This window comes from Chryseobacterium salivictor (assembly GCF_004359195.1).
Classification (GTDB): Bacteria; Bacteroidota; Bacteroidia; order Flavobacteriales; family Weeksellaceae; genus Kaistella; species Kaistella salivictor.
Genome location: NZ_CP037954.1, coordinates 405319 through 428020 on the forward strand (window position 1 = coordinate 405319; position 22702 = coordinate 428020).

Below are 22702 nucleotides of genomic sequence, written 5' to 3' on the forward strand. Positions count from 1 at the left end.
TTAAAGTAATTTACCCGCCAGAAACATTCCGGCGACGGTGAAGTAGATAATCAAACCCGTTACATCGACCAATGTCGCTACGAAAGGTGCAGAAGAAGTCGCAGGATCGAGTTTGAATTTTTTCAAAACAAATGGAATCATCGACCCCGAAAGGGTTCCCCACAATATTATTAATAAGAGGGAAACCGCGATACTGAACGCAATATAAATCCAGTGTTCGCCGTAATCATACAAACCTGTTTCCTGCCAGATCATGATTCTGATAAAACCGATAACTCCCAGAATTCCCCCGAGGAAAACTCCGGAGACAATTTCTTTCCGCATGACGTACCACCAGTCTTTCAAACCGATTTCCTGGAGCGCCATGGCACGGATGATCAAGGTTGCCGCCTGAGAACCGGAGTTCCCGCCACTGGAAATAATTAAGGGTACAAATAAAGCAAGCACCACTGCTTTTTCGATTTCATGTTCGAAAAATCCCATGGCCGACGCCGTTAACATTTCAGAAAAGAAAAGAATCACCAGCCAGGTTCCTCTTTTTTTGATCATCTCCGTCCATGAAGTTTGGGTATAAGGCATATCGAGCGCATCAACACCCCCGAATCTCTGAATATCTTCGGTATTTTGTGCTTCGATCTGATCCAAAATATCATCGATGGTTACGATCCCCACCAGAACGCCACTTTCTGTGACAATCGGCAAAGCAGACCGGTCATATTTTTCGAAATAGGTGACCGCATCTTCTTTTGTAGTGGTGGTGGTAATGGCAACAAAGTGATTATCCGTAATTTCTGAAATCAGCGTATCTTCTTCTGCCAATAACAGGGAACCGATTGCGATATCGTCTACCAGGCGGTTTCTTTCATCAACCACATAAAGATGGTTCATGGTTTCTACCTTTTTACCTACTTTTTTTATCTGTTGAAAACATCTTTTTACCGTCCATTCTTTCCGGATCTGAATATAATATGGCGTCATCAGACGCGCAATGGAATCTACGTGATACCCCAAAAGCTTCAGTGCAATTCTTCTTTCCTGAGGGTTAAGATGATTGATGGAATATCTGATCAGTTCATCAGGAAAGTCCTCTAAAAGCGCGGTTCTGTCATCCGGACTCATGGCGTTCAGAATCTCAGAAACCTCCTCACTGCCGATTCCGCGAATGGTTTCTTCCTGGAAATCCGGATCCAAATGTGAGAATACATCTGCTTTGTATTCCTTCGGAACTTTTAGAAATGCCAAAAGACGCTCATCAGCACGAAGTTGGCTGAGCGTTTCTGCAATATCCTGCGGATTAAAAATAAGATCCTGAGTTTCCAAAGAGGGTATTTATTAAGATGTGCAAAAGTAACGAAAATAAAAAAGATAGGGAATTAAAAAAAATGTGTTTTTGAGAATTAATGGGTATTTCCATCCATTAACAATTCAATTCAAACAAAATGGATAATATCGGCAAACGGTTATCATTCCAGCTGATCGCAAGTAAAACTTAAAAAAAATTTCTTACCAACGCGCTGACCTTCTCTTTCCAGCAATTCTATTCACAGTATTTTTAAAAAACAGTAAAACATTCAATGCCAAACCCTTAATTAAGTTTCGTTAGTTAAAAACAATAATTCTTGTTTTCACGCTTGTTGTGAGTTCAAATTTTCGCATTAAATCTTAAAAAATTTAACTTTCCTTTACAATACTTTCAGAGACAAATTTCCTAAATTTACGTCATGAAAACCTTTGGCAGAGATTTACTCACAAAAATACAGCAGGCAAAACTTCAGGGTGAAGCAGCGCACGAAATTTATTCACCTCCCTATCGGCCGCTTTATTCTTACGATGAAATTTTAACAAAAAATCCAAAATTCGCGGCTGTCAATATTTTATTATATTTAAAAAATAACGAATGGTATCTGCCACTCATCGTGCGCAGCGAAAATGAACGTGACCGGCACAGTGGTCAAATTTCTTTACCCGGCGGAAAAAAAGAAGATTTTGATGCTGATTTTGGAGCAACTGCCAAACGCGAAACTTCAGAAGAAGTAGGAATTGAGGAACATTATATTAGAATTATCCGCGAGCTTTCGCCCATTTATATTCCACCGAGCAATTTTTACGTGAAAGCGTTTGTTTCTTACACCAGGAAAAATCCCGAGTTTATTCTTCAGCAAAGTGAAGCAGTTGAATTAATTGAATTTCCGATCTCCTCTATATTAAATCTGGATAACGAACCGGAAATGAGAATCTTACCAAGTTCCCGCGGTGTGAAAGTTCCGGTAATTGATTTCCACGGTTATATCATCTGGGGCGCGACTTCGATGATATTAAGCGAGTTTAGTCAGTTGCTGAAAAATTTGTAAATTCGCGGACTATGTTAATTAGATAATGGCCAAGAAAAATATTTTCACGGATGCCTTTGGTAATCTGTATTTCCTGAAAAGACTGATTATTTTCGTCTTAGGAATGATTTCCTACAGAAGGTTCAATGGTTTTAATAAACTGAAGATTTCCGGTACTGAAAACCTGGTTGATCTTCCGGATTCCAATGTCCTTTTCGTCTCAAATCACCAGACGTATTTTGCAGATGTTGCTGCGATGTATCACGCTTTTTGTGCGGTAAACAATGGTTATTTAAACTCCATTAAAAATCCGATTTATCTGCTCAATCCAAAAGTAGATTTCTATTACGTTGCGGCTGAAGAAACCATGAATAAAGGTTTGATGACCAAACTCTTTAAACTGGCAGGCGCGGTTACGGTAAAAAGAACATGGCGGGCAGAAGGGCACAACGTGAACAGAATGGTGGATTTAACTGAGGTAGAAAATATCATGAAAGCCCTGGACAATGGCTGGGTAATTACCTTTCCACAGGGCACAACTTCAGCTTTTGCACAAGGTAGGAAAGGAACAGCTAAACTGGTTAAAAACCAAAAACCAATTGTGATCCCCATAAAAATAAACGGTTTTCGCCGTGCATTCGACAAGAAAGGTTTGCGGGTAAAAGTGACAGGCTGTACACCAACGATGGAATTCAAACCTGCTCTGGATATTGATTATGAGAAGGACGACTCGAGAACCATTATGCATAAAATCATGGTGGCGATAGAGCAAACCGAGGATTTCAACGTTCTGCATGATTACGATGAAGAGCGCAAAGCGCAGAAAAACGAAGTTAAAGTTAATACTGGTTTATTATGAAAAAAATGATTTTTGTCTTTCTACTGATTATTGCAGTAGGATGCAGCAGCAGCGATCAAAACAAATATTCTGATTTCGACTACAGTTTTGCGCGAAGTGGCGGCATCTCGCCAATTTATGAAAACTTACTTATTAAAGGGAATAAAGTTCATTATTCATTTGAAGGACAGGGAAAGAATATTAAAAAAAACTTTACCATTTCTAATGAAGATTTGATAACAATAGAAAACACACTTACTGAAAATAAGTTTACCAAAATTCAGGAGGATTACAAAAAATTATACGATAATATTTCTGTTGAAATCAATATTAAAAAAGGAAATAATGCAGGTAATAAAAGCGATGCTTCTTTAATTATGCAAAAAAACCAACAGCATTGGGAAAAAATCGTCAGCGCTTTTCAGCAGATCATCAACAAGAATATCAAAACCGAATCCTAACAACAATTCGCCCCTACTGATGGAAAATCTCTTCGAGGAATCAAAAAACAAAACAAGAGTTCTCATTCTAAGTACCCAACCTTCTGTAGCCAGATTATTACGGGAAGTACTCCAGTTCCACGGAAAAGATTTTGACTTTTATGCAGAAAACGGTGTTTTCACCAATTCAAATAATGATTTTGTTATCGTTGAAACTTCAGATCTTGCAAAAGCAACTTTATTTAAACCGAATATCGTTCTGATCAGTTCTGAAATATCCGGTGAGGAGGTAATTTCTGTTTTGGAAAACATTATTCCGGGCGGTATTTTGGTCTACGATGCAAGCCTAGCTGAAACCGTAGAAAAATCATTGAACTTTTTCAGAAAATTAGAATATTCGGGAACCAATTTTTCAAAATCCAATTCTCATTTTACTTTGCAGACCAATATTGGGGCAATTCCCATTTCGTCTTCTGATGAAAATTTAATTAAAAATATAGACGGTATCAAATTACTTTCTCAACAGTTTGGCGTGATGGAAGAGGATTTCTACGAACCGGTGATGAATTTTGAATAGAATGCCAGGAATGCACGAATAAGAAATCTGCAGAATCTCTACCATAAACTTCCAATTACTGTAGCAAGAAAATTCGTGAATCCGTGGCAAATAATTAAAATAAGAAGCCACAAATGCACGAATAAGAAATCTGCAGAATCTCTACCATAAACCTCCAATTACTGCGGCAAAAAAATTCGTGAATTCATGGGAAATAATTAAAATAAAAAGCCACGAATTCACGAACAAAAAATATGCAACGTTTCCAGCATGAGCGTCCACAAAAAAATTCGTGAAGCCGTGGCTAAAAATTAAAAGAAATTCGTGAATCCGCGGCAAGAAAAAATTCATTAATTTTATCAATCTAAAATTGTAAAAAAATGAGTTATCAGAAATCCGGGAAAATTCCCGCGAAAAGACATACGGTTTTCAAATCACCGGATAATCACTTTTACTACGAGCAGTTGTTCGGGACTGAAGGATTTCACGGTATTTCCTCTCTCTTATATCATATTCACCGGCCAACACAGATTAAATCAATCAGCGAACCGAAAGATGTAAGTCCGAAAATTGCGGTTGCCAAAAACGTTACTCCACGGATGTTTAAAGGAATGAACGTTGCTCCGGAAAATGATTTCCTGGAAAGCCGAAAGATCTTATTGGTCAACAACGACCTCAAGCTGGGACTTGCAAAACCGAAAAAATCAACCGATTATTTTTATAAAAATGCTGAATGTGACGAACTTCTTTTTATTCACGAAGGAAGCGGAACACTGAAAACTTTTCTGGGAAACCTTGATTTTTCTTATGGTGATTATTTAATTATTCCAAGAGGAACCATCTACTCCATCGAGTTTAAAGATGAAAAAAACACGCTTCTTTTCATCGAAAGTCACTCGCCGATCTATACGCCAAAGCGCTACCGAAATGAGTTCGGCCAAATGCTGGAACACGCGCCTTTTTGCGAGAGAGATATGATCGCGCCTACTTTTGTAGAACCGATTGACGAAAAAGGAGAATTTTTAATTAAAGTAAAAAAAGAAGATCAAATCTGGGATTTCATTTATGCCACGCATCCATTTGATATTGTCGGTTGGGACGGTTATTTTTATCCTTATAAATTCAATATCAAAAACTTCGAGCCGATTACGGGTCGCGTACATTTGCCGCCACCGATTCATCAGAATTTCGAAGCGCACAATTTCGTGGTTTGTTCGTTCGTTGCCAGAATGTACGATTATCATCCACTGGCCATTCCGGCACCGTATAATCATTCCAATATCGATTCGGATGAAGTTCTGTTTTACACCGAAGGAGACTTTATGAGCCGCAATCATATTGATTTAATGGACTTCACCCTTCATCCGGGCGGAGTTGTGCACGGCCCACATCCCGGCGCGATGGAACGCAGCATCGGCAAAAAATCCACCGAAGAATTTGCCGTAATGGTTGATCCGTTCCGACCTTTTAAAATTACCCAAGAAGCGATGAAAGTAGAAGATCCTTCTTACAAAACTTCCTGGCTTGAGGATGAAGATCATCATTTATATGATCGCAGCCAGGAATAATTTTTCTTATGACTTTTATCAAAACTGATTTTGCTCATTTCAAATCTGAAATGAAAGAATTACTTTTGAGAAGTAAACAACAGCAATTAAAAAAATAAAAATATGGTTCAGTATGTAAGCGCCGAAGAAGCAGTTTCATTAATTAAAAGTGGTGACCGGATATTTTCTCACGGCAGCGCCTGCACGCCCAATCTTTTGATCAGCGAACTGGCCAATCAGGCTGGCCGGCTAAGGGATATAGAATTCGTTTCGATTACGCAACAGGGAAATGTGGAAGTAGCGAAACCTCAATATAAAGACAGTTTCTATATCAATTCACTTTTCGTTTCGACGCCCGTTCGGGAAGCGGTAAATTCTGACCGGGGCGATTTCGTACCTGTTTTTTTAAGTGAAATCCCTCTACTTTTTAAGAGAGGAATACTGTCGCTGGATGTTGCGATGGTAACTGTTTCTCCACCAGATGCTCACGGATACTGCACTTTGGGAACCTCGGTAGATGTGGCAAGAAGTGCCGTAGATACTGCAAAAATAATCATCGCACAGGTAAACCCGAGAATGCCGAGAACTCACGGTGACGGGATGATTCATTATTCGAAAATCCACCGAATGGTATGGCACGAAGAAGAGTTACTAACCATCGATTACGGCGCAAAAGTAGGTGCCGATGAAATGCTGATTGGCAAAAATGTGGCAGAATTAATTGATGACAGATCCACTTTGCAAATGGGAATCGGAACTATTCCTGATGCTGTTCTTAAATGTCTTCATAACCATAAAGATCTGGGAATTCACACCGAAATGATTAGTGATGGGATTGTAGATTTGGTCACAAATGATATCATTACTAATAAATTTAAAGGAACCCATTGTAACAGAACAATTACCAGTTTCGCCTTTGGAACAAGAAAATTGTACGATTATATCGATGACAACCCATCCTTTGAATTTATGGATGTGGAGCATGTGAATTATCCGATCAACATCATGAAAAACAAAAAAATGGTTGCGATTAATTCCGCCATTGAAATTGATTTAACAGGGCAGGTTTGTGCAGATTCTATTGGCACCTATCAGTTTAGTGGGATCGGCGGTCAAATGGATTTCATGCGTGGTGCAGCACTTTCTGATGGTGGCAAACCAATTATTGCCATTTCTTCAAGGACCAAAAAAGGAATCCCGAGAATTGCTCCTTTCCTTAAACAAGGCGCAGGAGTGGTAACTACCAGAGGACACATACATTATGTAGTAACCGAATATGGCGTCGCTTACCTATATGGTAAAAATTTACGTCAAAGAGCAAAAGCATTAATTGAAATCGCCCATCCTGATGACAGAGAAATGCTTGACGCAGCAGCTTTTGAAAGATTTAAAGTATTGATTTAAAAAAAATAAACCCTTATAAATCCTCTCTAAAATTGAAGATTTATTGTTCATCGTAGTTTTATGCTGAATCATGGTTTTTTTGAAAAAAATTATTAAATAATCACTGATGTATCCGTATCAGCTAAAGAATACTATATTTGTGAAACAAAAACATCTGATTTGGAAAAAATCTATAACGCAATAAAAGGAGACATCAGGAGTCATCCTGAGGTTAATTCATCACTTTTGGGAATAGTTGATGACTGGAAAAGAAGCCAGTATGTTATTCTGGCAGATCTTATCTCCAAACATCTGGCTAAGTCTCCGATATTAACTGAGGAGAAAAGACTAAGTCTGGGAACTACGATTTCACCGATTACCTTACAGCGCTTCTATGAAAACGAATATCAGATAAAGACGCATAATGATCTGCGATTTATCAAAACACTGGATAAACTTTGCATCTTTCTGGGCAAAACTGATCTGAATGATTATATTCATAAAAATTTTCAAAAAGACGACAGTGCACCAAATGATGACGGCAATACTTATCTATCTGATAAAGAATTGGTCACTAAGTTCTGCCAGTTTCAGTTTGATGCGCTGAAACATTTGCCCGCAATCAATGTGGCGGAATTTTCAACGATAGTCTGTAAAGATTCACCCATATTAGAACGCACCACTCAATATCTTCAGGAAAAAGGAAATAAGAATCTGGTTTTTGTTACCGAAAATAACCGTTCAAACTACGAGATTTTTCAAATCACTAAAATCTCAGAAGATCCGGAACTTAAAGTAATTAAAACACGGGAATTTTGGAATTTGGTTTTTAAAGATGATAAAGAAAACAGCTACGTTGTCCATCATTTGAATACGCAGTTTTATTTTATAAAAAACCTTGATAACCATTGGAAAATCTGGGACAATTTCAATCCCGATTATGGCAATATTTTAAAAATAAACTAAGCCTCAGAACTGGGCTTAGTTTAAATCATTTGTGTTCTTAGAATCGTCGAGGCTCTACGCTTAGTATTGCAAATATATGTTGAATGATCAGGAAATTTTAGACTTAAAAAAACTTAAAAAAACATATCAGTATTTGCATTTTATTTCACACCGTTTTAGTACTCCTGAAATTTTTGTACTTTGCAATATCTAAAAAAGAATAAAATGTCAACACTTACATTTGCCGAGAAGATCGCTCAAGCAGAGAATTTCCTGCCGATTAACGGAACAGATTATATCGAATTTTATGTCGGAAATGCCAAGCAGGCAGCCCATTTTTACAAAACAGCTTTTGGTTTTCAGTCGTTAGCTTATGCCGGACCGGAAACAGGGATCAGAGACCGTGCTTCTTATGTTTTGCAACAGGGCAAAATTCGACTCGTACTAACTTCCGGACTCAATTCTGATTCCCCGATTTGTGAACATCAGAAAAAACATGGCGATGGCGTAAAAGTTCTCGCGCTTTGGGTAGATGATGCTTATTCGGCTTTCGAAGAAACCACCAAACGCGGCGCCAAACCTTATCTGGAACCGACTACGCTCACCGATGAAAACGGCGAAGTAAGAATGTCCGGAATCTACACTTATGGTGAAACCGTTCACATGTTTGTAGAACGTAAAAATTATACCGGTGAATTTATGCCGGGTTTCCAAAAATGGGAAAGTGATTATGCGCCAGCTGATGTAGGGCTTTTATATGTAGATCATTGCGTTGGAAATGTCGGCTGGGACAGAATGCTTCCGGTCGTAAAATGGTACGAAGAGGTGATGGGATTTGTGAATATTCTAAGTTTTGACGACAAACAAATCAACACCGAATATTCTGCCCTGATGTCTAAAGTAATGAGCAACGGAAACGGTTTTGCAAAATTCCCGATCAATGAACCTGCGGAAGGAAAGAAAAAATCTCAGGTAGAAGAATATCTGGATTTTTACGAAGACGAAGGTGTTCAGCATATCGCAGTGGCCACCAAAGACATCATCAAAACGGTTGTAGAATTAAAAGCAAGAGGAATCGAATTTCTTTCTGCTCCTCCAGAAGCGTATTACGAAATGGTTCCCGAAAGAGTTGGCCATATCGATGAAGATTTAAAGAGACTTCAGGAACTGGGAATATTAATCGATCATGACGAAGAAGGTTATTTACTTCAGATTTTCACCAAACCGGTGGAAGACCGCCCTACCCTTTTCTTCGAAATTATCGAAAGACATGGCGCGCAAAGTTTCGGTGCCGGAAATTTCAAAGCCCTATTTGAAGCCCTGGAAAGAGAACAGGAAAAAAGAGGAAATCTTTAAAATATTAATCTAAAATTGCCGCTAACTTCAAATTAAAATTTACCATGAAAAAAATATTTTTCATTATTCTGTTTTCCTTGTCAGCATTGGGAGTGAAAGCACAGTATGGTTCCATCAACGCAATTTTAGACCGGCTCGAAGAAAAAAGAGGCATCAACCGAAATCTGGAAAACGTAAATATCAACGATATCAAATTTGTTTTGATTAAAGATTTCGATGATCATACCGAAAGGAATTTTATCATTATTAAAGGGAATCTGGCCACCTATGTAGAAATTTTCGATGATAAGAAAACCGGGGAATCCTCAGTCAATGTTTTCTCCGGTGATATTGTCCGGTCTACTCACCAGATTATTTCGCTTCGGGCAGATCGGTTAGAAGACAGAAAAATCCCAATTCCGGTGACCAAAACTTTTTTAATGACCGAACAGAAAAAAATTCTTTACCTCATCGACATCAACTCTAAGGAAAGATGGATCGAGGAAAGAGCCATTAACAAAAAATAAACTGCAAACAAAATAAGGTTCAAAACAGCAATGTAAATTCATTCTTTTGAACCTTTTCTTTAAATATAATTAATATGAAATCATTTATCAAATATCCCGAAAACTCAGACTTTTCGATCTATAACATTCCCTTTGGTGTCGGAGTTTTCAACAAAGAATACATTGCCTGTTGCTCCCGGATCGGTGATCAGGTAATTGATCTGGCCACTTTGTACGATTACGGTTTTTTTGATGAAATCGAAGGTATTGACGAAAATGTGTTCGAGGCCTTTACTTTAAATGAATTTATTGCACTGGGAAAACCGGTGACCAAAGCTGTACGTTTAAAACTCCAGGAAATATTGGGAGAGAATTCTAAACTGGCGGGCGATAAGAAAACGATTGAAGAGTGTTTTTATGATTTTGATAAAGTACAGATGATGATGCCGGTTCACGTTCCCAATTATACCGATTTCTACAGCAGCATTGAACACGCCACCAATGTTGGAAAAATGTTTCGTGATCCGGAAAACGCATTGCTTCCGAACTGGAAACATCTTCCGGTTGGCTATCACGGCCGGGCTTCATCTATCGTGGTTTCCGGCACAGAATTTCACCGTCCGAAAGGTCAGACGAAACCTGCCGGCGCGGAAAATCCAATTTTTGGTCCCTGTAAACAACTCGATTTTGAACTGGAAATGGCATTCATCGTAAATAAAAATACCGAAATGGGCGACAGTATTTCGACTGCCGAAGCCGAAGATGCCATTTTCGGATTGGTCCTGTTTAATGACTGGTCCGCCAGAGATATTCAAAGTTGGGAATATGTTCCGCTTGGACCTTTTTTAGGTAAAAATTTCTGCTCTACAATTTCGCCCTGGGTGGTTACTTTAGAAGCTTTAAAACCCTTTAAAACTGATTCTCCTAAACAGGAACCGGAAGTTTTAGATTATCTGAAATTTGAAGGACTGCAAAATTTTGACATCCATCTTCAGGTTTATATTCAACCGGAAAACGGAAAAGAAAATTTGATTTCTAAAAGCAATTACAAATTCATGTACTGGAATATGCTGCAACAACTGGCGCATCACACTGTGAATGGCTGTAATGTAGAGGTTGGTGATCTCTACGCATCAGGAACCATTTCGGGCAGCGAAAGGAGCTCTTTCGGCTCCATGCTGGAATTAACGTGGCGGGGAACGGAACCTTTAAAATTATCAGACGGCACAGAACGTCAATTCATCAATGATAATGACACGGTAATTATGAGAGGTTATGCGGAAAAAGAAGGAATGCGCGTTGGTTTTGGCGAGGTTAGAGGGAAAGTGTTGGCGGCTAAAATGTAAACCATAAAGTATTTTTGTAACACATTAGTTTACTTTTAAAGAACCTACTCTAGTAAACATTGGATCACATAAGATTGAAAAATCAAAGATTTTTATAATGGAAATTACGCAAACTTATATTAACGAACTAACGTATAAAATTACTGAAGCTTGTATCGAAGTTCATAAAATACTTGGTCCTGGACTTTACGAAAACATTTATCATCAATGTCTCAAAAAAGAATTGCATTTATTAAATATAGAATACAAATCAGAGTTGACAATTCCATTCAATTATAAAGGAGAACCTATTGATTGTTTGGTTAAATGCGATTTCTTAATCGAAGATCTTATTGTTTTGGAATTAAAGGCAGTAACTGAGTTTTTTAATATCCACAGAGCACAAACAATGAACTACATGAATTTATTGAAAGTACCTAAAGCAATCTTGGTTAATTTTAATGTAACTAATTTGTATCATGAAGGTCATGAAACATATATAAGTTCACACTTTAAAAAACTTCCAAAAAGTTGATCAATAAATTTTTGATTTTTCCCCAGCTAATGTGTACTAAATATTTTCCAAGTGATACACTAAAACTAATGTGACTAATGTGTTAAAAAAAAATATCATTGTAATAAAATATGAAAACAATATCTCCTCAGGATTTAAACAACTTTCAATTGCAAACGCTGCTGCAGACAGCGATTGCTCCACGGCCGATCGCTTTGGCTTCAACGGTTGATCAACAGGGAAACGTGAATTTAAGTCCTTTCAGTTTCTTTAATATGTTCAGTTCTAATCCGCCGATTGTGATTTTTTCGCCGGCGCGGAGAGTTCGGGACAATACCACGAAACATACTTTGGAAAATGTTTTGGAAGTTCCTGAAGTTGTGATTGGAATTGTAAATTATAAAATTGTTCAGCAGATTTCACTCGCTTCTACGGAATATGAGAAAGAAGTCAACGAGTTTGTAAAATCGGGCCTGACCATGCAAGACGCAGATCTGGTAAAGCCAAAACTGATTGCAGAATGCCCCGTCAACCTGGAATGTAAAGTTATAGAAATTAAACATTTAGGAGCTGAAGGAGGTGCCGGAAACTTAGTCATCTGCGAAGTAATAAAAATTCATGTTCGGGAAGAATACCTGAATGAAGACGGGAATCTTGACCAAAAGAAATTGGATCTCGTCGCAAGATTGGGTGGAAACTGGTATTCCAGAAATAATGAAAATAATTTGTTCGAAGTTCCAAAACCTTTAGTAACCAAAGGAATTGGCTTTGACAGATTACCTGATGAAATCAAGTTCAGCATTGTTTTCACGGGAAATGATTTGGGAATGCTCGCCAATACCGAAGATTTACCGGAGGGCAATTTCACGTCTGATGAAGAAATTCACCGTGAGGCACAGAAACTTCTTCACCACAATAAAATTGCGGAAGCGTGGAAAATATTGAAATGTAACTAAGGATTTAAAAAGAAAACTCAGATCTTTTTAATTGTTTTTTAAACAAAATTGCTGAAAAAGAGATCGCTCTACCCACTTTAAAACCTGGTTTTTATCTCGTGAAAGTGCTCACTGATAAAGGATCAAATTATACCACAAAAATCATTAAAGAATAATTCCTAAAATAAAAAATCCTGCTTCAATTTTCGAAGCAGGATTTTTTTTCTTCTATTAAGAAGATTCTATACCAATTCATTTTCAAAAAATGAAAAACCTGTATTAATCGTTTTCATCTTTGATGCTTAAATCTTTGTTCAGATCCGGATTTAATTTCAGCGCTTTCCTGTTTTGATTATTTCTCAGTTTGATGTTTAAAACTTCGACCAATAAACTGAACGCAAGACAGGAATAAATGATATTTTTACTCACATGCTGATGAATTCCTTCTGCCACCAACATTACCCCAATCACCACCAAAAAGGCAAGCGCCAACATTTGTAAACTTGGATATTTATTGATAACCGCAGAAATAGGACCGGCGAAAGCCATCATAATCCCAATGGAAATAACCACCGCAATGATCATCAACATCACATTATCTACCAAACCAATCGCGGTAAGAATAGAGTCGAGCGAGAAAACCATGTCGATTAAAATAATCTGAATAATCACCATGGTCATCAGGGAAGAACCTGCAGATTTTGGTTTGTGATTTTCATCGTGAAGCTGCATTTTCCCATGGATTTCAAAGGTGCTTTTTCCAATCAGGAAAATCCCTCCGAGCAATAGGATTAAATCTTTCCAACTTAGTGCCAATGCGATATCAGTTCCCGGTTCTTCTAAAAACGGTAACGTTAAGATCGGTTCTTTCAAACCGATGATCCAGTTGATCATTAATAATAATCCTACCCGGAACACCATCGCAAATGTCAACCCGATATTTCTGGCAAATTTTTGTCTGGCTTTAGGTAATTTATCAGAAATGATAGAAATAAAGATAATATTATCAACCCCGAGAATAATCTCTAGAAAAGTAAGGGTTAATAAACTGATCCAGATTTGCGGTTGACTAAAATCTGGAAATTCGAGCACTGACAGTAACATCATAAATTAAATTTTGGTCGGTAAAAATAAAGCATTTCTGAATTTATCTAATATTAATTTTTGTTTACATTAAAATTTCAAAATGGCTCCTGATAAATTGAATCATTTTTGAGCTTGCTTTCTCTAAATCTTCCGGCAGCTTATTTTCTGTCCAGGGTTCTTTGGCGCCGAAAGTATGGTTCGCATTTTCTAAAAGTACAAGTTCTGAAGTTTTACACCATTCATTCAGCAGAAATGCTTCTTTGTCTTTCACAGCCTCATCATCGGTTCCCTGAATAATAAGGAAGGGTTTTTCTAAATGTTGCGCAGCATATTGAATATCAAATCTTCTTTCATTTTTCTCAAAATCCTCAAAAAACTGAAAATAATGCGGCATTTGCTGATGCGTTCTTTTGTTTTCGGAGTACATCACTCCCTCTCTTTTCCAGTCTTCAAAACGTTCTTTCGTCGGGAACCGGTATTTAAAATTGCTGACACCGGCTAAAGTGATCAGGATTTTTATGCGTTCATCTTCAAATGTTTTAATAACGGTAATTCCGCCACCACGACTGTGACCGATGATGCAGATTTTTTCATTATCGATTTTCAGATGGTTATAAAAATGATTCAAAACCTCATCAAAGTCTGACATTTCTTTAGAAAAGTTATTATGTCCGAAAGCTTCTAAATCTGCAAAGTCTTTGGGCTGCGCGATTGTTGTTCCATTGTGCGAAAAATTAAATTTAACAAAGAAAAAACCTGCTTCCGCCAATTTCTTGGCCATCAAATCCCAGGCACCCCAATCTTTATATCCTTTGTAACCGTGGGCGAAAATAATGAGCGGTAATTTCTCAGCATCTTCCGGGTAATAGGCGTCCGCTAAAAAATCATGGGTCTCAGCGTTTTTGATGATGATATTTTTTTCGATATTGAGTTTCATTTGAATATGTTTTATGTTCTTTAAAGTTACGGATTAAAAACAAAAATCCTTTTACCTGATTAGAGTGAAAGGACTTCAAATTCAATAACAAAACTAAATTTTGATGTTAATTATAAATATTTAATAGACCTGAACCATCTGGTTGGTGGAATTACGGGAGACTTTTTCTATAATATCCGCGAAATTGGTTTCATTGGGACGCGGCATATTTGCATTGAAAATTTTACCGTCAGGATCCACCACCATAAATCTGGGAATACCTTCTACACCAAGCTGTTGTAAAGCTTTTGCATCAGATAGCCACCATTGTTTCACATTAGACCGTGTGTTCTTTAAGTCCAGTTTCCATTTATTTTGGTCCTGGTCTAAACTTATGGCCAGAAAAACTAGGTTATTATTATATTTATTTTTTTTGGCTTGATAGGCAAAAACGGGAGAAGTTTCTTTACAGGGCGCACACCATGTTGCCCAGAAATCAATGACGACAAATTTTCCTTTGAATTGAGACATATTGACTTTCTTTCCATCGGTGTCTTTAAAAGCCAAAGCTGGAAACGCTTTTCCTTTTTGTTGATTGTTGACAATTTCTAAGTTTTTCGCTACAAAATTTTTAAACTTGAGATTTTTAATACCTTCAATATTTTCCTGAAATATTAAATTCCTCTTAGCTTCATCATTCTCCATCTTTATCATTTTAATGATCTGGGTACTTAAAAGTTGATCTTTCGCACTGCCTGAAGTCATTGCTGCTAATTTAGCAAATAGGATACTGTCTGAATTTGCACTTCCTTCTTTTGGCAATAATTCTTTCAATTTCCAGGATTTATAAGTATCGGTGGCATATAGTAAAGGACTGGGTTTTCGAATAATATTTTCTAATTCAGTGATGAAGGACGGTTCAGGCGCAAACTTTTTATCGGTAAAGGAGGTTATTTTTTGATAATCATAAAGAGCAGATAGCATTTTTGTCGCTTTTTTCTGTAGTTGGTATTCCTTAAAATCACTTGTAAGATAGATATTCTCGGCTGTTCTAAAATCTTTTAAATCCTTTAATTCATTCTTCCATTGTTTCTGCGCTTCCTTATAAAATAATGATGGATTATCGCTATACAATTTATCAGCTACAATATAATCGTAAAAAGAAGAATTATACTTTTCCATTTTCCTGAAGAGATCTTCGGCTTTTCTCGTGCCCTTTACTACAACAACTGATTGTTTATCATCCATTTTTATATCGAAATGTAAATTGTCGCCTTTAGAAAACACAAAGGGATAAGATTTACCTTCATAGCTGATGGCATATTGAGCGAAGGGAATTTCTTCTTTAGTATTCCAGGTAAACTCACCGTTTATCACTGGGATCTGAACAATTTTATCGCCGAATTCTTCAGAAGTTATGGTAACATTTTTAATCGGTTTTGGAGATTGGATTGAACCACTAATTACAGAATGATCTTTAAATTTTTGTGGATAAATAGGCTTTGTTATGAAATAATACATACTCACAAACACGATTATTCCAATTACTGTAGAAACTTTCGCTTTGCTGCTATTCAGAAAAGCATTTTTAAATCCCCTTCGACTGTACCAAAAATATCCGATAATGAAAAACAATAATGTCCAAAATAAACTCAGATATTCCGTATAGTTAAAAAAATGATTGAGCTGAAAAGAATCTTTAAATTTCAAACCCGTTTGTACAGCATTATAAGGAATAAAATCATACGTTTCCTGTCGAACAAATGCCACAACATTGATCACAAATCCCAAAAATCCAATGGCAAAAGGCCAGATAAAACCAGTAATGATAGTCGAAAGCATTAACTGGAAAGAAATGATACACAGACTTAAAATGAAGATTCTCGCGAATGTCTGAAACTGCCAATAAAAATCTACGCCTATCTGCAGCTCTTTCTGCGGGAAAATAAATAGGGTGAGATTTGAAAATAATGCGGATGATATAAAATAAACCACAAACATGATTAAACTTAATAGCGTGAGGACTAAAAATTTAGCGCTATAGATATTTAATTTTGAAACTGGCTGTGTTTCCAGGAAGGTCCAGCCGTTATTTTTATGATCGGTCTGGGTAATTCTGGTTGCCGAAATAATGATAAACAACAGCATAAAGAAACCGCCAAATTGCCCAATGGATTCCTTAATATCCTTGGTGGCGGCCTTAGTTAACAAACCATCGTAAAGGCGTGCATTCTCGCTAAAAACACCAATAGTAAAAAATAATGCAGGAAGAAACAGCGCAAAAACAATTGCAATTGTGACTAACCCTAAACCTTTGATTTTCAGCCATTCTGCTTTGAAAACCATTGCTAAAGTAGATCTTTTCTTCATCTTTCTAATTTTGTTTTGAAATTTCCATGAACCATTCTTCTAAACCTCCTGCAGGAGAGATCTGATGAATCTCTGCGCCATGATCAACTAAAATTTTATTGATGTCAGAGATCTGCTTGGGTGAATTGGTTACGATTTCACAATCCGTCTCATTTTTAAATTCTACCTGATAATTTTCTGCTAAAAGCGCTTCAAAGTTTTTGGCATTTTTCAAGCTGAATTTTGTTTTCTGAAATCGGTAGAGTTCATTAAGATCCTCTTTACTGCCTTGAAATTTTATCTCCCCATTTGAAATGATCCCAATGTGTGTTACCATTTTTTCGATTTCTAAAAGCAAGTGACTTGAAATAAAAACTGTGACGCCATATTCCTTATTTAATTTAATCAATAGTTCCCGAACTTCCTTCATTCCATTCGGATCCAATCCATTTACGGGCTCATCTAAAACCAGCAGTTCAGGATCGCTGATTAAAGCCAAACCAATTGCTAATCTTTGTTTCATCCCCAGAGAATATTTTTTCATTTTTATATTTCTCGCCTCTGTCAGTCCAACCAATTCTAAAATCTCATCGATTCTACTAATGTTCAAGTTCCTCAAAATACATACGATCATTAAATTATCATAGCCGGAAAGATGATCGTAAAAAGCGGGATAATCGATGAGGGAACCAATTTTATTAAAACCTTCCGGATACAAATTTGAAACTAACGTATCAAACACTTTTACAGAATTTGCATCATCATTAAAAAGTCCCATTATCAGTCGCATCGTTGTGGATTTTCCAGCACCGTTGGAACCCAGAAAACCATAGATCGATCCTTTCGGTACCATTAAATTGACATCTTTTAATATCGGTTTATTTTTATCGAAGCCAAAGTTCAAATTTTTAATTTCAATTATATTGTCGATCATTTCTAATTTATTAAAATGTTTCTGAATTAATAACCCAGGAAGACTTAACCTTTACTTCATTATTTAATTGGTAATTAAATTCCTCAAAACGTTACATAATTTAAAAAAATAAAGGTTATAAATTGTAATAAAACTGATGTTTTAACAAAAATAATGACGATATTATTTTTAATTAAAAAAAAAACCCTTTCGTCCTTTTTAAAGGCTGAAAGGGTTCAAAATATGTCTGTTATCCTATTTTACCAGATCTTTATTCTTTCTTCCGGTGCTTTATATAAATCATCACCCGGCTTGATGTCGAACGCTTTGTAGAATGAATCCTGGTTTACCAAAGGTGCAAACGCCCGGAAATACCCTGGCGAGTGAGGGTCGGTTTTCACCTGATTCACCATATATTGCTCTGTAGATTTGGTTCTCCAAACCGTGGCCCAACTCATAAAGAATCTTTGATCCTGTGTAAATCCACTGATTAATCCCGGATTTCCATGATCTTTCAAATACATTTGAAGAGCGGTATAAGCAACTGCTACTCCACCCAAATCACCGATGTTTTCGCCGCTGGTAAATTTACCGTTAACGAAACTTCCTTTCACCGGTTCGTATTTATCATATTGCGCAGCAAGTTGCCCCACTTTTGCATCGAAATTTTTACGGTCTGCGTCTGTCCACCAATTATTCAAATTTCCATCTCCGTCAAATCTTGAACCGGAATCATCGAAACCGTGGCCGATCTCGTGACCGATCACCGCACCAATTCCCCCGAAGTTAACGGCAGGATCTGCTTTGAAGTTGAAGAAAGGCGGCTGAAGAATGGCTGCCGGGAACACGATTTCGTTGTTAGAACCACTGTAATAAGCGTTCACGGTTTGCGGCGACATTCCCCATTCCGTTTTATCAACTGGTTTTCCAACTTTAGCTAAATTCTTTGCATAAGACCATTCGGTGATGTTCTGTAAGTTTTTATAATACGTTCCACCTTCGGCCGGGCCGGTCAGTTGCAGTTGAGAATAATCTTTCCAGGTATCTGGATAAGCGATTTTCACAGAGAATTTTGATAATTTTTCTTGTGCTTTAACTTTCGTTTCGGGAGACATCCAGTCATTGTCTGCAATATGCTGCTGGAATGACTTTTTCAAATAACCGATATAGGTTTCCATCTGCTGTTTCGCTTCAGCCGGGAAATATTGGTCTACATACAATTTACCGAAAGCTTCGCCCAAGACTCCATTAATAACGCCTAAACCTCTTTTGTTCATCGCTCTCTGCTCCTGCTGACCCTGAAGATATTTAGAATAGAAATTAAAATTCAGATCATCCAACTGCTTGTCAAGATTACCTGCGTTACCGGCAATCATTCTGGCTTTCATATATTCTTTGATCAGCGGAAGGTTTTTATCGGTCATCCAGGAATCCATATTCTGGTAATATTTCAGCTCGCTTACGATGACTTTATCCGTTTTCACACCGGCCTCGGTCAGGTATTTCGGCAAGTTAACATTCTTCACCAATTTTGAAAGTTCAGGCAATGTTTTAGGATTATAACGAAGATTGGCATCGCGGTTCTGCTCGTTGGTCAAAAGATCTTTCGCAAGTTTCTTTTCGAAATTCACAACGTTCTGTGCCGTTTGATCTGCGTTTTTCTGACCAATAATGGTAAACAACTGCGCAAGGTAATTTTTATATTCCGCCAAAGTTTTGGTATTCGCGTCGTTGTCTTTTTGATAATAGTCACGGCCTAAACCTAATGATGCGCCACCAAAGTAAACAGCGTTCATCACGGAGTTTTTCATATCCGGACTTACCCGCCAGGCGTAGAAAGGATTATCTCCGGTTTTGGTTGCTTCTGTTAAATAGCTTTGTAATTGTGCAACTGTTTTGATTTGATCAATCTTTTGTAAATCACCTTTAACCGGATTAATTCCGTCGGCATTTCTCTTGTTCCAATCCATAAATGTTCCGTACAGGTTTTGGATTTTCTGACCTTCGGAACCCGGCGCGAATTTGTCAGCCAGGATTTTATCTAAAATTCCTAAAGAAGCATTGTCAACATCTTCTCTTAAAGCGTTGAAGCTTCCCCAGCTTGTTTTATCAGAAGGGATTTCGGCAGTTTTCATCCAGTTTCCATTGACATAATTAAAGAAATTATCCTGTGGACGAACCGTGGTATCCATATAGGAAAGATTGATTCCCTCGTCTTTGGTTGGTACTGGCTTTACATCAGTAGTTACTGTCGTTTCTGTTTCTGTAGTTGCAACTTTCGCAGTTGAACAGGAATTCAGTAAAACAACTCCCGTAAAAGCGAGGGCTGCGATGGTAATTCTTTTCATAAGACTTTATTGATTATTATTAAGATTATTTCAAAGATAATGATTATTTATTGTTTATAAATGCTTTTATGACTCAATTTGTTATTACGCCAAAAGATTGGAACGACCATCTTTTTTTCGGACGGTTAGCGCAGTAACAAAAAAAGATACAGTGGAAAAGCCCGGCCTGATCATAAAGCATTAAGAGCAACCGAAGCGCTTTTAACACTGGCATGAAAAGGGTTACGCCATTAAAAAAATCACTCAAAATAAATGGAGTGATTTTTCTAAAATAATTTACTGTTGGATTACCAGATTTTCACTCTGTCTTCTGGTTTTTTATAAAGTTGATCTCCTTCTTTCACATTAAAAGCTTTGTAGAAAGCATCAGTGTTTACGAGTGGACCGAATGCACGGTACAACCCGGGCGAATGCTCATTGGTTTTGATCTGATTAATCAGAGCGGCTTCTTTCTGAAGGGTTCTCCAAACCGTTGCCCAACTCATAAAGAATCTTTGCTCCTGTGAATAGCCACTGATCAATCCTGGATTTCCGTGGTCTTTTAAATACATCTGCAAAGCATCGTAAGAAATATTTACACCACCTAAATCTGCGATATTTTCACCATTGGTAAAAGTTCCGTTCACGAAAGTTCCTTTAACAGGTTCATATTTGTCATATTGCGCTGCGAGAGCTTTCGTGGCTTTCTCGAAATTGGCTTTATCTTCTGGCGTCCACCAGTCTACCAAATTCCCATCTGCATCGAACTGTGCTCCAGAATCATCAAAACCGTGGGTGATTTCGTGACCGATAACCGCTCCGATTCCGCCGAAATTAATGGCTGCATCTGCTTTTGGATTAAAGAAAGGCGGCTGTAAAATCGCGGCCGGAAAAACGATTTCGTTGTTTACCGGATTGTAATATGCATTCACCGTCTGAGGCGTCATTCCCCATTCGGTACGGTCAACCGGCTTGCCTACTTTCTCGAGTTCTCTGTCATATTGCCAGGAAGTTAAATTCTGTAGATTTCCGTATAAAGTGCCACCGGTATCTTTAGGATTAATAGCCAGTTTAGAATAGTCTTTCCACTTGTCTGGATAAGCTACTTTTACGGTAAATTTATTCAGTTTGTTTAAAGCTTTTTCTTTGGTAATGGGAGACATCCAGCCTAAATTCGTGATATGCTCAGCGAAACTCTTTTTCAAATAACCGATCAGTTCTACCATCTGAGCTTTTGCTTCAGCCGGGAAATATTTGTCAACATACAACTTTCCGAATGCTTCACCCAGAGAGCTGTTGATCAATTCGAACCCTCTTTTATCCTGCGCTCGCTGAACATCCTGACCTCTTAAATATTTACCGTAGAAATTAAATTTCATATCATCTAAATCTTTCGAAAGATAACTCGCGCTTCCCGAAAGAAGATGAAATTTCATATAATCTTTAATTAAAGGAAGATTTTTCGCATTGATGAATTGATCTAAATTTTGGTAATATTTTAATTCCCCGATAATCGCTTTATCCGTATTTACCCCAACTTCTGTCAAATATTTTGGCAGGTTTACATTTTTCACCAACTTTGACAGTTCCGGCATTGTTCGCGGATTATACTGTAAGGTGGCATCGCGGATTTGCTCATTGGTCAGATAAGTCTGAGCGATACTTTTCTCGAAATTAACAATATTATTTGCAGTTGCCCCGGAGTTTTTATATCCTAAAACATTTAACATCGAAGAAACATAATCTGTATATTTTGCCAGCGTTTCTGTATTTTTTGGATTTACCTTCTGATAATAATCTCTTCCTAGCCCAAGGCTGGCGTCTCCTAAATAGACTGCGTTCATTTTCGAATCTTTCAAATCTGAAAACACAGCCCAAGAGTAAAAAGGATTTTCTCCGTTTTTAGTCGCTTCAATCAAATAATTCTGTAAATCTGCAAGTGATTTAATGCCATCTATTTTTGCTAAATCGGCTTTGATAGGTGAAATTCCGTCCGCATTTCTTTTGGCCATATCCATGTAAGTGCCGTACAAATCCTGGATTTTTTTACCCTCGCTTCCGGGCGCAAATTTATCATTCAGCAAAGAATGAAGGATCGTCATCGAATTATTATCCGTGTCTTCCGCCAGTTTATTAAATGAACCCCAGGTCGATTTATCTGCAGGAATTACTGCAGTTTTCATCCAGCTTCCGTTCACAAAATTATAGAAATCATCCTGCGGACGGACGGACTTATCAAACGTGGTGAAATCTAAACCGTTTTCCGGCGTTTCTTTTACAGTTTCCACCGCCGGCTCAGCGGGCTGTACCGGATTTGCCACTTTAGAAGCACATGAATTCAGGGCGATTACTCCGGCAAAAGCCAGAATACCGATGTTTATATTTTTCATAAGGAAATCCTTTTTTATTTAGTCTGATGTTTTTTTTATTTGTTACAACATTCTGTAAATAAAAAAA

General features: G+C 37.5%; 20 protein-coding genes. 13 read left to right on the plus strand and 7 right to left on the minus strand.

Annotated elements, in window-relative coordinates:
- The gene (gene mgtE, locus NBC122_RS01945; protein WP_133438757.1) at nt 1–1320 is read right to left on the minus strand and encodes a magnesium transporter; all 1320 of its coding nucleotides are present in this window, start codon (nt 1318–1320) and stop codon (nt 1–3) included.
- 401 nt (nt 1321–1721) lie between these two features.
- Between mgtE and NBC122_RS01950 the strand changes: the two genes are divergently transcribed.
- The 13 genes from NBC122_RS01950 to NBC122_RS14715 all read left to right on the plus strand — a co-directional run bounded on the left by NBC122_RS01950 (nt 1722) and on the right by NBC122_RS14715 (nt 12830).
- Entirely contained in the window at nt 1722–2351 is a 630-nt protein-coding gene (locus NBC122_RS01950; RefSeq protein WP_133438758.1) for an NUDIX hydrolase, read from the plus strand.
- Between the two features lie 25 nt (nt 2352–2376).
- Complete coding sequence (locus tag NBC122_RS01955; RefSeq protein WP_133438759.1) at nt 2377–3189, plus strand: lysophospholipid acyltransferase family protein; 813 nt, start codon at nt 2377–2379, stop codon at nt 3187–3189.
- Complete coding sequence (locus tag NBC122_RS01960) at nt 3186–3629, plus strand: hypothetical protein (protein WP_133438760.1); 444 nt, start codon at nt 3186–3188, stop codon at nt 3627–3629. The genes NBC122_RS01955 and NBC122_RS01960 overlap by 4 nt, the downstream gene beginning before the upstream one ends.
- Before the next feature lie 19 nt (nt 3630–3648).
- On the plus strand, nt 3649–4185 hold the full coding sequence (locus NBC122_RS01965; RefSeq protein ID WP_133438761.1) for a hypothetical protein: 537 nt from the start codon (nt 3649–3651) through the stop codon (nt 4183–4185).
- A gap of 359 nt (nt 4186–4544) precedes the next feature.
- Nucleotides 4545–5732 (plus strand): homogentisate 1,2-dioxygenase, encoded by a 1188-nt coding sequence (locus tag NBC122_RS01970; RefSeq protein ID WP_133438762.1) that lies wholly within the window; start codon nt 4545–4547, stop codon nt 5730–5732.
- Between the two features lie 102 nt (nt 5733–5834).
- Entirely contained in the window at nt 5835–7115 is a 1281-nt protein-coding gene (locus NBC122_RS01975; RefSeq protein ID WP_133438763.1) for an acetyl-CoA hydrolase/transferase family protein, read from the plus strand.
- A 159-nt stretch (nt 7116–7274) separates the two neighbouring features.
- The gene (locus NBC122_RS01980) at nt 7275–8060 is read left to right on the plus strand and encodes a hypothetical protein (protein ID WP_133438764.1); all 786 of its coding nucleotides are present in this window, start codon (nt 7275–7277) and stop codon (nt 8058–8060) included.
- Nucleotides 8061–8264: 204 nt separating this feature from the next.
- Nucleotides 8265–9395: a 4-hydroxyphenylpyruvate dioxygenase gene (hppD, locus tag NBC122_RS01985; RefSeq protein ID WP_133438765.1), complete on the plus strand. Its 1131-nt coding sequence runs from the start codon at nt 8265–8267 to the stop codon at nt 9393–9395.
- A 44-nt stretch (nt 9396–9439) separates the two neighbouring features.
- Entirely contained in the window at nt 9440–9901 is a 462-nt protein-coding gene (locus NBC122_RS01990; RefSeq protein ID WP_133438766.1) for a hypothetical protein, read from the plus strand.
- Between the two features lie 74 nt (nt 9902–9975).
- On the plus strand, nt 9976–11226 hold the full coding sequence (fahA, locus tag NBC122_RS01995; protein WP_133438767.1) for a fumarylacetoacetase: 1251 nt from the start codon (nt 9976–9978) through the stop codon (nt 11224–11226).
- Between the two features lie 97 nt (nt 11227–11323).
- Entirely contained in the window at nt 11324–11740 is a 417-nt protein-coding gene (locus tag NBC122_RS02000) for a GxxExxY protein (protein WP_133438768.1), read from the plus strand.
- A 110-nt stretch (nt 11741–11850) separates the two neighbouring features.
- Complete coding sequence (locus NBC122_RS02005; RefSeq protein ID WP_133438769.1) at nt 11851–12675, plus strand: flavin reductase family protein; 825 nt, start codon at nt 11851–11853, stop codon at nt 12673–12675.
- Between the two features lie 62 nt (nt 12676–12737).
- Nucleotides 12738–12830: a T9SS type A sorting domain-containing protein gene (locus NBC122_RS14715; protein ID WP_373456882.1), complete on the plus strand. Its 93-nt coding sequence runs from the start codon at nt 12738–12740 to the stop codon at nt 12828–12830.
- A 103-nt stretch (nt 12831–12933) separates the two neighbouring features.
- Here NBC122_RS14715 and NBC122_RS02015 read toward each other — a convergent pair whose 3' ends face one another.
- From NBC122_RS02015 to NBC122_RS02040, 6 genes are all read right to left on the minus strand, one after another.
- Complete coding sequence (locus tag NBC122_RS02015; RefSeq protein ID WP_133438770.1) at nt 12934–13761, minus strand: TerC family protein; 828 nt, start codon at nt 13759–13761, stop codon at nt 12934–12936.
- A gap of 61 nt (nt 13762–13822) precedes the next feature.
- On the minus strand, nt 13823–14677 hold the full coding sequence (locus tag NBC122_RS02020) for an alpha/beta hydrolase family protein (RefSeq protein ID WP_133438771.1): 855 nt from the start codon (nt 14675–14677) through the stop codon (nt 13823–13825).
- Between the two features lie 120 nt (nt 14678–14797).
- Nucleotides 14798–17026 (minus strand): thioredoxin-like domain-containing protein, encoded by a 2229-nt coding sequence (locus NBC122_RS02025; RefSeq protein WP_133438772.1) that lies wholly within the window; start codon nt 17024–17026, stop codon nt 14798–14800.
- 4 nt (nt 17027–17030) lie between these two features.
- Complete coding sequence (locus NBC122_RS02030; protein ID WP_246012419.1) at nt 17031–17939, minus strand: ABC transporter ATP-binding protein; 909 nt, start codon at nt 17937–17939, stop codon at nt 17031–17033.
- Between the two features lie 239 nt (nt 17940–18178).
- Nucleotides 18179–20266 carry a M13 family metallopeptidase gene (locus NBC122_RS02035; protein ID WP_133438773.1) on the minus strand — a complete coding sequence of 696 codons (2088 nt, stop codon included), beginning with the start codon at nt 20264–20266 and terminating at the stop codon, nt 18179–18181.
- Between the two features lie 287 nt (nt 20267–20553).
- Nucleotides 20554–22635: a M13 family metallopeptidase gene (locus tag NBC122_RS02040; protein ID WP_133438774.1), complete on the minus strand. Its 2082-nt coding sequence runs from the start codon at nt 22633–22635 to the stop codon at nt 20554–20556.
- Nucleotides 22636–22702 lie beyond the last annotated feature (67 nt).